11 protein-coding genes are annotated in these 13,109 nt (G+C 45.5%); 5 read left to right on the forward strand and 6 right to left on the reverse strand.

Annotated elements, in window-relative coordinates:
- From R2083_RS15095 to R2083_RS15115, 5 genes are all read left to right on the forward strand, one after another.
- The coding region (locus R2083_RS15095) for an AAA family ATPase (RefSeq protein WP_317539014.1) at window positions 1–540 on the forward strand (540 nt) is incomplete at its 5' end.
- The gene (locus R2083_RS15100; RefSeq protein ID WP_317539015.1) at window positions 537–2,198 is read left to right on the forward strand and encodes a site-specific DNA-methyltransferase; all 1,662 of its coding nucleotides are present in this window, start codon (window positions 537–539) and stop codon (window positions 2,196–2,198) included. The genes R2083_RS15095 and R2083_RS15100, both read left to right, overlap by 4 nt.
- 124 nt (window positions 2,199–2,322) lie before the next feature.
- Complete coding sequence (locus R2083_RS15105) at window positions 2,323–2,838, forward strand: zeta toxin family protein (RefSeq protein ID WP_317539016.1); 516 nt, start codon at window positions 2,323–2,325, stop codon at window positions 2,836–2,838.
- Window positions 2,835–3,014, forward strand: a complete 180-nt coding sequence (locus R2083_RS15110; RefSeq protein ID WP_317539017.1) for a hypothetical protein — start codon at window positions 2,835–2,837, stop codon at window positions 3,012–3,014. The genes R2083_RS15105 and R2083_RS15110 overlap by 4 nt, the downstream gene beginning before the upstream one ends.
- Window positions 3,011–5,698 (forward strand): DEAD/DEAH box helicase, encoded by a 2,688-nt coding sequence (locus R2083_RS15115; RefSeq protein WP_317539064.1) that lies wholly within the window; start codon window positions 3,011–3,013, stop codon window positions 5,696–5,698. The genes R2083_RS15110 and R2083_RS15115 overlap by 4 nt, the downstream gene beginning before the upstream one ends.
- A gap of 71 nt (window positions 5,699–5,769) precedes the next feature.
- Here the strand turns inward: R2083_RS15115 and R2083_RS15120 are convergent, their stop codons facing one another.
- The 6 genes from R2083_RS15120 to R2083_RS15145 form a co-directional block, all read right to left on the reverse strand.
- Window positions 5,770–7,374, reverse strand: a complete 1,605-nt coding sequence (locus tag R2083_RS15120) for an HNH endonuclease signature motif containing protein (RefSeq protein WP_317539018.1) — start codon at window positions 7,372–7,374, stop codon at window positions 5,770–5,772.
- Between the two features lie 199 nt (window positions 7,375–7,573).
- Window positions 7,574–9,286, reverse strand: a complete 1,713-nt coding sequence (locus R2083_RS15125) for a calcium-binding protein (protein ID WP_317539019.1) — start codon at window positions 9,284–9,286, stop codon at window positions 7,574–7,576.
- A gap of 204 nt (window positions 9,287–9,490) precedes the next feature.
- Complete coding sequence (locus tag R2083_RS15130) at window positions 9,491–10,357, reverse strand: pirin family protein (RefSeq protein ID WP_317539020.1); 867 nt, start codon at window positions 10,355–10,357, stop codon at window positions 9,491–9,493.
- Between the two features lie 84 nt (window positions 10,358–10,441).
- Window positions 10,442–11,716, reverse strand: a complete 1,275-nt coding sequence (locus R2083_RS15135) for a Y-family DNA polymerase (RefSeq protein ID WP_317539021.1) — start codon at window positions 11,714–11,716, stop codon at window positions 10,442–10,444.
- A gap of 64 nt (window positions 11,717–11,780) precedes the next feature.
- Complete coding sequence (locus tag R2083_RS15140) at window positions 11,781–12,398, reverse strand: translesion error-prone DNA polymerase V autoproteolytic subunit (protein WP_317539022.1); 618 nt, start codon at window positions 12,396–12,398, stop codon at window positions 11,781–11,783.
- Between the two features lie 88 nt (window positions 12,399–12,486).
- Window positions 12,487–12,897 (reverse strand): hypothetical protein, encoded by a 411-nt coding sequence (locus R2083_RS15145; protein ID WP_317539023.1) that lies wholly within the window; start codon window positions 12,895–12,897, stop codon window positions 12,487–12,489.
- Window positions 12,898–13,109: the final 212 nt, after the last annotated feature.

Raw genomic sequence — 13,109 nt, forward strand, 5'->3', positions numbered from 1 at the left:
GGAAGCGGTCACATCAAGCAAATATTCGTTCTCACGCACAATGTCTACTTCCACAAGGAAGTCACCTACAATCCTAAGCGAAAAGATGTAGCCATGAACGAAGAAACATTTTGGATCGTCCGCAAGCCAGGGTTGGCTTCAAAGGTCGAGAAGCACTCGACCAACCCCATCAAAACGTCATATGAGTTGCTGTGGGCAGAAGTTCGAAAATCTGGACGCTCAAATCTGGCAATACAAAACACGCTTCGCCGTATTCTCGAAAACTACTTCAAAATTCTAGGGGGTATTGATTTTGATCATCTGTGTGCAATGTTCGAAGGAAGAGAGAAGATTATCTGCAAGTCACTCTGCTCGTGGGTACATGATGGGTCGCATTACGCACATGACGACCTTTACATTACAGTTGATGAAACAATGGTTGATTCCTACTTGAAAGTCTTCAAAGCGATCTTCGAGAAATCTGGGCATGATGCACATTACAGGATGATGATGGGTGACTCATTCACAGATGGAAGCGATATTGAGGTCACTAAAGCATGAAGCAGAAACTCGAACTGACCTGGATTGGCAAAGAGAATCGGCCTAAGCTGGAGCCGCGTATCTTGCTGGAAGACCCGGCGAAGAGTTATCACGCGAAGCATCGGGTGACGGATGGCGATATCTTCGACAACCGGCTGATCTTTGGTGACAACCTGTTGGCATTGAAGGCTCTTGAGGCGGAGTATTCTGGCAAGGTGAAATGCGTGTTTATTGATCCGCCTTACAACACCGGCAGCGCATTCACCCATTACGATGACGGAGTGGAACATTCAATTTGGTTGTCGCTAATGCGCGACCGACTGGAGATTATCCGGCGGTTGCTGTCTGATGATGGTTCGTTGTGGATTGCAATTGACGACAACGAAGCGCATTACCTGAAGGTGCTATGCGATGAAATTTTCGGACGGTGCGAATTTTTGGCGAATTTAGTTTGGCAGTCAAAGGACACGCCAGGCAATAACAGCACTGGTATTGCACAGACGCACAATCACATACTTGCCTATCGGAAATCTGAAGCGTTTAGCCCAAATCTGTTGAGTCGGAATGAAAAACAAATTGCAACATACAAAAATCCCGACAATGATCCCAATGGCCCTTGGCTCGGCACACCCTTGACTCGGGCAGAGCATCGCGACCGTGACTATTACGCGCTACGCAACAAGGCTGGTAGAGAGGTATGGCCTCCCAAAGGCAGCAGTTGGCGGAGACCCCCAGATAAATTGAAGCAGTTGGAAGTGGAAGGAAGAATCTACTGGGGAAAGGATGGCAACTCCGAGTTTCCGATGGAAAAGAAGTACCTGTCGGAAGTTAAAGAGGGCGTGGTAAATCAGACATGGTGGCCGTACGATTTTGCCGGAAGCACACGGAACGCGAGTGCTGAGCTTAAAGGAATATTCGGAGGCGAAAAATCATTTGATACGCCAAAGCCTGAAAGACTTCTCTATCGCATTTTGGAACTCGCATCCAACCCCGGCGACCTCATCCTCGATTCCTTCGCCGGTTCCGGCACCACCGGCGCGGTCGCGCACAAGATGGGCCGCCGCTGGATCATGGTGGAGCTGGGTGATCATTGCCACACGCACATCATCCCGCGCCTGCAAAAGGTTATTGACGGCGAAGACCAAGGTGGCATTAGCGAAGCAGTAAATTGGCAAGGCGGCGGCGGTTTCCGCTATTACAAACTCGCACCCAGCTTGTTGCAGCAGGATGCCTACGGGCAGTGGGTCATCAACAAGGAATACAACGCTGAGATGCTGGCGCAAGCCTTATGCAAGCTGGAAGGATTCACCTATGCACCTTCTGGAGTGCATTACTGGATACACGGGCATTCCACCGAGCGGGATTTTATCTACGTCACCACGGCAAACCTGAACCACGAACAGTTGCAGCAGCTTTCCGATGAAGTGGGATCGGAGCGAAGTTTATTAGTATTGTGTACTGCTTTTCGTGGCCGTGGCGAGTATCTGAATCTCACCGTGAAGAAAATCCCTAAGCAGGTGCTGTCACGTTGTGAATGGGGGCACGATGATTATTCGCTACGAGTTGAAAATCTTCCCAAAGCTCCTCCTTCAGTTGAAAAAGAGAAAACCAGAACCAAAGGACAAAATGCCGCGAATTCTGTGCAAGGCAGGTTGTTGTTTGGTGAGGAAATGGAATGATTGTTGTGAAGAAATTAGATCATTCTGCGGTAACTGTTAAATCACCTGCGCCAGTTTATTCAAAAATTGCGCTGCAAGTGAGTGAAAACTTCAAACATCCCATTTTTTCCTGTTGGTCTTTGTCATGAAGAAAATTATCATTATTGCCGGGCCAAATGGAGCTGGAAAAACGACTTTCGCCCGGGAATTTTTGCCCAATGAAGCAGGTTGCCCAAAGTTCGTAAATGCTGATTTGATCGCGGCGGGTTTGTCGCCATTTGCACCGGATGTGGCTGCAATGAAGGCAGCCCGTATTATGCTGGAAAGTATTAAAGAGCTTGAAGAACACGGTGAAAGTTTTGCCTTTGAGACTACGCTTTCTGGGTTGACTTATGCGCACCGGATTCGCCGCTGGCGCGAAGCTGGTTATCATGTCACGCTGTTTTTCTTGTCGTTGCCGAATTCACAAATGGCCATTGATCGTGTGGCGGAACGTGTGCGCCAGGGGGGTCATGATGTGCCGAGTGAAGTTATCCGTAGACGTTTTGCAGCGGGGTTAAGAAATTTTGAACAAGTTTATCGTGATGAAGTGGATGCTTGGGCGTTGTATGACAATGCAGGCGATGAGCCGGTGCTGATTAATTGGGGAGAAAAGTCATGAACCAAAAAAGTATTGAGTTGGCAAAAGATCCAGATTTGGCGGGTTCATTGGTTGCAATCCGCCGCGCTGCTCTGCGGGCGAGACAACTAGCAGCCAGCACGAATACTGAACTTGTTGTTTTGCGCGATGGCAAATGTGTGCATATAAAGCCAAGCGGAGAACAAAAACCACGATGAATCGTCATGTCAACGCCATCGCCGGACGATTGAGTTTGCGTGCGCCGCAACGCCGTTCGCTGGAAATTCTGGATCGAATCACTGAGATTGCTCCGCCAAGAAAAGACAGAGATCTTCTGGCAACACTGGAGATTATTCGTAGTGAATTTCCATCCGTCACAGATTTCGAACGCGAGTTTCCGTCACTGTGCTTTGCACTGGCTACAGGTGTCGGTAAAACCCGTTTGATGGGTGCATTTATCAGTTATCTCCATTTGGCGCACGGCATCAGCAATTTCTTTGTGTTGGCACCTAATTTGACGATCTACAACAAACTGATCACGGATTTCAGTGACCGCACGCATCCGAAGTATGTGTTCAAGGGTATTTCGGAATTTGCTATTGATACACCTGCCATTATCACGGGTGACAATTACAATCAGCATGATCCGTCAAGTGGTACGCTATTCGGCGGCATACGTATCAATATCTTCAATATCTCAAAAATTAATTCTGAGGTACGTGGTGGCAGAGCTCCGCGTATCAAACGATTATCTGAATATATCGGCGAAAGCTATTTTGATTATCTGGCCGGACTACCCGACCTGGTACTTTTGATGGATGAATCGCATCGATACCGCGCCAGTGCTGGCATCAGGGCAATTAACGAGCTGAAACCGATTCTGGGGTTGGAGTTGACGGCCACACCGTTCGTGGAAGGCACCAAAGGAGCTGTACCGTTCAAGAATGTGATCGTGGATTATCCGCTGGGCAAGGCGATGGAAGATGGCTTTGTGAAAGAACCCGCCGTGGTTACGCGCAAGAATTTTAATCCGGCTGGTATGTCGTTAGAAGAAATCGAACGGATGAAGCTGGAAGACGGTGTACGCCTGCACGAGAGCGTGAAAGTCGAGTTGGAAACTTACGCCAGAGAAACCAGCGATCCTATTGTTAAGCCATTCCTGCTGGTGATTGCCCGAGATACGACCCATGCCGGTCAGTTATTGGCGTTGATCCAGTCCGATGGTTTCTTCGAAGGGCGCTACAAAGACAAGGTCATTCAGGTTGATTCGAGCCGAACCGGTGTGGATGAAGAAGAAATGATCGAGCGGCTATTGAAGGTGGAACAGCCTGAAGAGCCGACTGAGATCGTCATTCACGTCAATATGCTGAAAGAAGGCTGGGACGTAACCAATCTCTATACTATCGTGCCGCTGCGTGCTGCCAATGCACGTACCCTGATTGAACAATCCATCGGTCGTGGTTTACGGCTGCCTTATGGTAAACGCACGGGTGTAACGGCGGTTGATAGGCTGAATATCGTGGCCCATGACAAGTTTCAGGAAATAATCGACGAAGCAAACCGACCTGATTCCGCCATTCATCTAAAGGCAGTGGTGCTGGATAATAATGAACTCGATCAAAAGACAGCAACTATTGTTTCTCAATCCCAAGTAGCTGCCCAATTAGGCATAAAGCCAGCTGATATCAATGCCAGTACACAAATTGCGGGGCAAAATGTGCAGCCTCTTTTCACCAAACCAGAAGAGCAAAAAGTGGCACAAATTGCGTTTGAGGTAATCCGCAAAATGGAAAATCAGCCGAGGGCTGTGCCCACATTAGCGCATTTGAAAAACCCGGAAGTTCAGGCTGCTATCGTTAAGGCAGTGCAAGAACAACATAGACCCATACAGTTGGAACTCGAAGGAGTGACAGAATTGCCGGATTTTGCAGCCGTTGTGGCTAAAACGGTCGAATTAGTTACCCGGAAGACAATTGATATTCCACGTATTCTAGTCGTGCCCAAGGGAGAAGTGAAAGCTGGTTTTAGACCATTTACTCTGAAATTAGATACATTAAAATATCCGGCGGTGTCCGATGAACTATGGATACAGCACCTGCGTACCAGTCAGCGAGATGAAATGACTTTGGGCGCTGGCGGTATTGAAGAAAAGCGGATAGAAGATTATGTCGTCAGCGGCTTGATGGATTTTGATGATGTTTCTTACGATGATCAAGCAGACTTGTTGTATGACTTGGCTGCGCAGACCGTTAAGCATTTTTGCAGTTATTTGTCTGAGGATGAAGCACGTAAGGTTTTGCGTTGCTATCAGCGTGACATTGCACGCTTTATCCATGCACAAATGCAAGATCATAGCTGGGAAGAAACGGTGGATTATGAGGTGGTGGTGAGCAAGGGATATGTTGAACTCAAGCCCAGCGCATACACCTATTCGGTCAATGAGCCAGCGGCGGATTACCGTGTCTCGCCCGCCGACAAGAGCAATATGTCAAAGTACGTTTTCAGCGGTTTTACACGTTGCCTGTATCCCATACAGAAGTTTGCTTCAGATGCAGAGCGTGTGTTGGCAGTCATTCTTGACCGCGATGCTATCAAGTGGTTTAAACCGGCAAAGGGACAATTCCAGATTTTCTACAAGCAAGGAGCTGATCATCCTGAATATCAGCCGGATTTTGTTGCTGAAACTAATAATGCGATCATCATGCTTGAACCAAAGGCTAGTAATCAAATGACCGATCCGATCGTTATGGCAAAAAAGGAAGCTGCTATCAAATGGTGCAAGAATGCTTCTGACTACGCCATAGCCAATGGTGGCAAGCCTTGGCGCTATGTTTTGATCCCTCATAACGCAATCGCACAAAATATGACACTTGAAGGATTGGTTCAACAATTTATTTCATAGAGCTTTTGTACAAACCAAATAAGCATTGTTGGTCTCTGCAAACAAGGTATCCATAATACTCAATCAGTCTATTACCGAATCATCTCGATAAGGTTTAAGGGTTGCGCCAACACGGTCATGCCCTGGGGCGTTCGTCCTGTTTCAAAAACAGTTTTCCAAAAACCATTATTTTGTTTGCCGCCGAACACTGTATCCGAAAGGTCCGTGTTCACCCAAAGCGGCATAGCCATAAGGTTCTCAAGGAATTTTCGGATATTCTCCCAAACTTGATCAGGAAATGGAATTTGGAATAATCGTCCCATAGGATCTGGCCTTCCCAATGTTATAAAGTATGTTCGTGCAACCTGTCCAACCAATTGAAGCCAGTTATAAACAATTTCCTCCTTGCTCATACGATACGCTCGTAGATGATCGTGCGCGAAGGTTTCACCTTTCTGTAGTTTGCTTTCAATTTTGTCAGTGCCAACCTCCGGATCGAACTTGTCAATATAAATCAGCTCCGCGATTAAATTCATTAGGTGCAGAATCTGCTTGCATTCAACAATACGGGGATTCTCACCCTCTTCTGCTCGGAAATTGATGGGTGTATCCAACACTTCTTGGTATATAAAAAAAGAATAGAAGGTTTTCTCTATTGTGCTATATGACAATGGTGATTCCTTCCCTCGTCCGCCCAAATCTATGTAGTCACGAAGCCTATTACCAGAATCTGATGTTACACCATTACGAACCGCATCAAGAATATAGCGTTTGATTTCTTTCGATTGCCCCTTAAAATGATTAACCAAGTCGCGTTCGGAGAAACTTAAATCATCTTCTGGCCGTCCCGTCTCTTTCAGGAAACGCTGAATACGATCTTGATATAGAGAACTTCCAAGATGACGTTGAACCGATTTATCAAAAGCTACTTGCTTGAGCGTAGTACCCGCATTCGTATTGGTTGTGATCAGCGTATCATGATCAGGGTCAATGAATACTCGAACAGGTAATGCTCTTGCTCCCAACATGATCTGCGCAGCCGCTTTATGTTGACCATCAAAAACATGTATAGCGCTTTTGCCACTTTCACTATTCATCCAAGCTAGCGGCACATGAAGCTGCGGCCGCTTTTTGTAGAATTCTTCTACCAGCTTTGAGATATTGGGCCCAATAGTACGTGGATTAATATGATCGTCATGCGCAAGGTACTGAATCGGAATATTAGCAAAAAAGAAACGGAACCCACTCAATTCATCTTGGTATACCGGCAGGGAATGGAGCGAATTATCGCCAAGCTCCCCCATACTGTAAGTTATTATATTCTCTGATAACTTGAAATCTAGTTTGTAATTACCACCGCTGGCATTTTGCAGCAAGTCACCTAGGTTCGGACTTCGATTTTCGTTAGCCAGCTTCTCTTTAAGTTGTTTGAAGCGATGCAACACTCGTGCAACCTCAAGGTTGGATGCCTGCTTTGAACGATTGCAGCTAGCATGGGTCAACGCAAAATTAACAGGATCATCTTTGCCCCGATCATTAAGTGGAACAACGTGATCAACATCAAGAAAGTCCTTATGTATTTCCAGATCTATTGCTTGCTCACATATAAAGCAATTGCCATGCTGCAAAGAATGCAATTTGGCAATCAGCACTTGACGTTCATCAGGCTTGAGACGGGAAAGGTAAAGTGATGTCATTAATAGTTTTTATCAGATCAAGTTTGCGGCATTAATCGTGAGTATGCCAAATATTTCAATCCTGCTAGTTAATAATCAATAAATAATTGTACGACTCTAATATCTCTAAACTGCTCACTTTGCTCTTGGGGTGCGATGAATTAATCGGCGTTTCCTTAAATAAAATAGATACTTTAGACCTGGTATGGGCAAAATCTTATTAAATTACCATAATGTCAGCATTGGTTAGATTTAATCCAATTCCAATTTTCGCAATCTGAATGGCAGCAGCTGCTCCATTACCATCAGCGTCATAAGCCAAAGTACCGCTTGTTTTGTTATAAATGATGAAATCATTTGCATCTGTTGCTTGAGTACCAACCTTGAATTGAGCGGGCGCTAAGATGCCTGGAGTTGTTAATGCTGAAAATACAGCATTTTCTAACTGAATCGTGTCATTGGTTACGTTATAGTCCGTTATCGTATCAATGTGACCTTTGGTAGAAAATCGGAAAAAATCATTTCCCAAACCACCTGTAAGTTTGTTAGAACCAAGTTTTCCATCAAGAGTATCGTTTCCCCCTCCTCCAGTTAGCTGATTGACTGCATTATTTCCTATTAGCACATTAGCCGATCCGTTACCTGTTCCATTAATTATCGTAGTGCCGCTAAGAGTGAGGTTTTCGACATTAATCGGCAATGTATAAGTCAATTTGCTATTTACATTATCATTTCCTTCGTTGAGTTTCTCAATGACCTTATCTCCGATATTTTCAACAAAAAAAATGTCATTACCCAATCCACCAGTCATGGTATCTGCGCCGGACCATCCTCTGAGGATATCATTACCGGCTCTTCCATTAAGAACATTACTACTTTCATTTCCGGTCAAATCATCATTAAAATTGCTACCCGTCAGATTTTCGATATCAACTAAAGTGTCTCGTCCAGCTCCAATGGTATTTTGCCCTACTGTAATCAGCAAAGAAACATTTACTCCAGCAGAGGAGTTAGCATAGGTGACCTCATCTTTTAGCGACGGTGTGCCAGTCAATTCATCGTCTCCTGATGTACTAACGAGTAATAAACCACCATTTACGAAGAAAAATATACTTCCACCCCTTTCACCTACAAAGGCATCTTGATCACCATCGTTATCAATATCTGCAAAGCTTGGACTAGATTCCAAACCTATATCAATCAATCCAAATGGATTAGTGTGGGCAGCGGCAAATACCGGGTTATTGGCTGTGCCTGTATTTCTAAAAAACGTTGTGCTGCCGTCCTCTTTACCAACAAAGGCATCTTGATCGCCATCACCATCGATATCTACGAAGGCTGGATTAGCGTCGAATCCTACATCACTTAATCCAAACGGATTAATTCTAGCAGCGGCAAATACTGGATTAGTAGCTGTACCGGTATTTCTAAAAAACAATGTATTGCCATCCGATTCACCCACGAAGGCATCTTGATCGCCATCATCGTCGATATCAACAAAGGAGGGGCTGGCACGGTAGCCATCGTAAACTAGGCCAAATGGATTAATGATTGATGCAGCAAATTCTGGAATGGTCGATGTGCCTGTATTTTCAAAAAAATATTTTTCTCCTGAATGATAATAGCCACCTCTACCCACAAATAAATCTAAATCCCCATCGCCATCTATATCAACTAATGTAGGATGAGCGTACTCACGTACAAGACCCACTCCAAACGGGTTTAAAACTGGAGAATCAAATTTCGGACTATTTCTTGTGCCAATATTCCAATAAAACGCCAAGCCATCATCGTACTCACCTACAAAGGCATCTAAAGCGCCATCACCATTTATATCAGCAAAGACGGGATTAACATAAAACCAGCCAGCATCGCCGTAATCGCGCAGCCCAAATGGATTGGTTGTAGTTAAAGTAAACACTGGATCTGCCATAATAATCCTCATGAGTAATTAAAAAATAATCCCTAAGTGAAATAAATAACTGCTTTCATGTTAATTTATGAAAATTAATTAGTTAACTATTGATTCTACGTGAAAGAGTTTTAATTTTCTAAGTCTTAGAGAAAAATGAGCCCTACCATCAAAAAGCTTACTTACATTTCCGGAGTTTTAGCTTACTCAATTTGAAAAATCACTTTAGTCATTACTCGGCAAAGGAATAAATTCAATTTTATCACCCTTTACTTTGGCAAATCTCCCTTCACGCCAGTCCTGTTTTGCTTTCTGAATCCGCTCCTTTCGGCTTGAAGCAAAATTCCAGTAAATATGCCGCTCACCTAACGGCTCACCACCAATCACAACAATTCGTGACTCCTGGGTGGCAGTAACCGTCAATTCACCAGCATTATCCATTGTCATCATTTGATATTGCTGTAACTCGTTATCCTGTATAGACACCTTGCCCTCCACAACATATAGCGCTGCTTCAGCAGTTTGAGGTAATGTAAGTATCTGGCCAGATTGTAGCTGTGCTTCGATATACAGTATCTCAGAGAAGCTAATAACGGGTGAAGTGACCCCATAGGCGTCACCCATCAATACACGCACTACAACTTCGTCAACCGTCACTGCGGGAAGATCCGTATACGCATAGTGATAAAACGCTGGGGCTGTTTCTTCATCTTTTTCGGGCAAAACATGCCAGAGCTGCAATCCGTGCTGTTTATGCACCGTATTGCGCGTTTCATCGCTCTCACGCTCAGAATGCGTAATTCCGCTGCCTGCAACCATTAAATTGATTTCTCCAGGGCGAATTAACTGATGATTCCCTAGAGAATCGCGGTGTAGTATCTCTCCTTCAAAGAGATAAGTCACTGTTGCAAGATTGATATGAGGATGAGGTCTTACATTGATCCCTTCGCCAGACTTAAATTCTGCCGGTCCCATGTGATCGAAAAATATCCATGGCCCTACCATGCGTTGTTTGGCATTTGGCAAAATTCGCCGAACAGAAAATCCGCCCAGATCTTTGACTTGACCTTCTAAAATGTTTTGAATTGGCATTGTTTAAAAATCTTGTGAGATATGAATTGAATCAGCGTCATAGAACAGCCCGATCCAGGCTATTCTGATTTCAATGTTAGCTATCTAGGACACGCTCAGAAGTTCATCCCAGTTAGTCGTATACTCCTGACTGATTTTCTCCCGCTTCATCATCCAGTTCTGCTGGATACCTTCCGATGTCAGGCGAATCGTGCCACCCCCCATACGGTTGTTGATCTTGTCCATGACTGCTATCAATTCTTGCGAGGTGTAGCCCTTGGGAAGCAATCCAAACAGGTCGGCTTGCTTTGTTTGGGCATTCACCAGCCCGGATAGGCGAACCCCTGCTTTTTGATACTCGAATCCCCAGCGATATATTCTTCTCAAACCCCACAGGGCGGTTTTTGTTAAAAGAATCGTGCTGTCAGTATGAGTTGGCAGCGGAATTGTCGTTTCATTCCAGTAGTTTTCTTGCGGTTTGTTGAATCGGCTGGTGTTTATGAATACGGATACCACGCCGGCATAGGATCGTTGACGGCGCAGTTTCTCCGCTGCACGGCGCATATAAAGAGATACAGCCTCTTCTAATTCACTTAATTGCGTGACCCTCACGCCAAATGATCGGGAACAGACGATTTCCTTCTTAGGTTGCGCGACTTCTTCCAGTTCTATGCAAGAGATACCGTTGAGTTCGCGGATGATTTTCTCCATCACGACAGAGAATTTGTTGCGCATGATGATTGGAGATGCGCATTTCAAGTCATATACCGTCTGGATACCATATTGTTGCAACTTGGGCGCTAGACGCCGCCCTATTCCCCAGATCTCCCCTACTTCGATTCGTTTACACCAGATGTCTTGCTCAAGCGCAGACATATTGCTGAAATCGCATACCCCATCGAGTTGCGCAAATTTCTTGGCGATGTGGTTGGCAAGCTTGGCCAGGGTCTTGGTTGATGCAATCCCGACACACACCGGCAGGCCCGTCCATTGTTTGATGGTCTGGCGAATCTCCTGGCCATATGGCGTTAGATTTTGAAATCCCGTCAGATCCAAAAAACATTCATCGATCGAGTAAATTTCCTGGCGCGGGCTAAACATGCTCAATATCGTCATGACGCGGTTGCTCATGTCGGCATAGAGCGTGTAATTGGACGAGTAAGCGATAATGTTATGTTTGCGCGCAAGCTCTTTGAGCTGAAACCACGGCTGTCCCATTTTGACACCAAGCGCCTTGACTTCATTGCTTCTAGCTACCGCACAACCGTCGTTATTGGATAGCACGACGACTGGTTTGCCTTCCAGGTGGGGGTTGAACACGCGCTCACAGCTGACATAAAAATTGTTGACGTCGATGAGCGCAATGGCGCGATGGGGCATAGGTTAATCCTGGCAAGGCAATGATCAAGCAAATGAGAGTTTCTGTGCAAAATGCTGAAATAACCTACTTAAACCGCCGAAACGACCCGATCACCACACCAAAGATCTCAAACTGCATATCGGGGCGAATGTAAATGGGTCTGTAGGCACCAGAGGAATTGGCCGGCATCAGCCGCGGCATGTTATTGGCACCATAGTCATAAATTTTGATTGTAAATTCCCGATCGACCACGGCCAGTACGATATCGCCCAGCACAGGGGCTTTGGAGCGATCAACTACGACCTTGTCGTCTGGCAGCAAACCGACATCGATCATCGATTCGCCTTTGATCGTCACAAAAAAGGTCGAGGCTGCATGGTCGATCAGAAATTCGCTGACATCGAGGCTTTTCTCGACATAATCATCAGCGGGACTCGGAAACTCTGCGGCAACTTTGGTCGAAAAAAGAGGCAGCAGCGTGGGCTGTTCGGGAATGCCCGGGGTAAAAAACTCGTCCACATTGATTTCTGTCACCGCAGAGTCACTTCCTGCCTGAGATCGCTTGCGCTGCAGCGCTTCCAGAAAATTTTTAACGGTTCCGGTCTGGCTCTCGGGTATGCGCATGACTTTGGTAGGTTCGCCAAATTTGCCCTGACCACTGGGTCTGCCTGCGTTTTCTCGTTTTCCGCCATGAGTTGACATGTTAGAGCTCCTCCTTGAATAGTGTTACTCTATTCAATCACACCCTCTTCCGTGCTGTCAATTGGGAAAATCCACCAGTATCGATGAGTTAATCAGCCAACTTGATCAACCTGGGCCAGCGATCGTGGATCCATTGATATTCAGGGGGTGTTTCCTCGGTAACAATATAGACCCTTTGCTCGCCATTTCTTTCAGCTAGTAGTCCTTGCAAGGTCATGCAGGATGAAAGGGTTATCCAGTGAGATTGTTTGTCGTGATCTTTTTCCAGGAAACTCTCAATGGGTATCAGTACGGGCTTGGGATGCCAGGGTTTCCACTTGCCCATTTTGATGGAATTCAATTGTGCCCAGCCACCATTGGGAAATTTACCGATGGCTTCTTTTTTGCGTCTGCCCCAGGTAACCCATGTGACCCCTCCTCCACGCAGTCTTATCGGTAACTTCGCATCCGGTTGGGGAAAGTAAATTGTATGGTCCTGATACTGAACGCCGCCGCACATGATAAAAGCACATCTAATTGGTAAAAGCCTTCCCTGAAAGTAACGCGGGGCTTATTCACGTCTATGATCAGTTGATAAATAAATGATACTGCAATATATTTACTTCGATCATATATGCTATGCCGGCATTATTTCAGTTTCGATCAAGCTGATTTTTAGGCATCAGAAATAAACCTCATCTGAGCACAATTTAAGATACTTATCCACATCTT

It is taken from the genome of Nitrosomonas sp. Is35, assembly GCF_033063295.1.
Classification (GTDB): domain Bacteria; phylum Pseudomonadota; class Gammaproteobacteria; order Burkholderiales; family Nitrosomonadaceae; genus Nitrosomonas.

Excerpts from the sequence above, each read along its gene's own strand:
- R2083_RS15125 (WP_317539019.1), bottom strand. The coding sequence starts at position 9,286 with ATGGCAGATCCAGTGTTTACTTTAACTACAACCAATCCATTTGGGCTG.
- R2083_RS15145 (WP_317539023.1), bottom strand. The coding sequence starts at position 12,897 with ATGTGCGGCGGCGTTCAGTATCAGGACCATACAATTTACTTTCCCCAA.
- R2083_RS15120 (WP_317539018.1), bottom strand. The coding sequence starts at position 7,374 with ATGACATCACTTTACCTTTCCCGTCTCAAGCCTGATGAACGTCAAGTG.
- R2083_RS15100 (WP_317539015.1), top strand. The coding sequence starts at position 537 with ATGAAGCAGAAACTCGAACTGACCTGGATTGGCAAAGAGAATCGGCCT.
- R2083_RS15110 (WP_317539017.1), top strand. The coding sequence starts at position 2,835 with ATGAACCAAAAAAGTATTGAGTTGGCAAAAGATCCAGATTTGGCGGGT.
- R2083_RS15135 (WP_317539021.1), bottom strand. The coding sequence starts at position 11,716 with ATGCCCCATCGCGCCATTGCGCTCATCGACGTCAACAATTTTTATGTC.
- R2083_RS15115 (WP_317539064.1), top strand. The coding sequence starts at position 3,011 with ATGAATCGTCATGTCAACGCCATCGCCGGACGATTGAGTTTGCGTGCG.
- R2083_RS15130 (WP_317539020.1), bottom strand. The coding sequence starts at position 10,357 with ATGCCAATTCAAAACATTTTAGAAGGTCAAGTCAAAGATCTGGGCGGA.
- R2083_RS15140 (WP_317539022.1), bottom strand. The coding sequence starts at position 12,398 with ATGTCAACTCATGGCGGAAAACGAGAAAACGCAGGCAGACCCAGTGGT.
- R2083_RS15105 (WP_317539016.1), top strand. The coding sequence starts at position 2,323 with ATGAAGAAAATTATCATTATTGCCGGGCCAAATGGAGCTGGAAAAACG.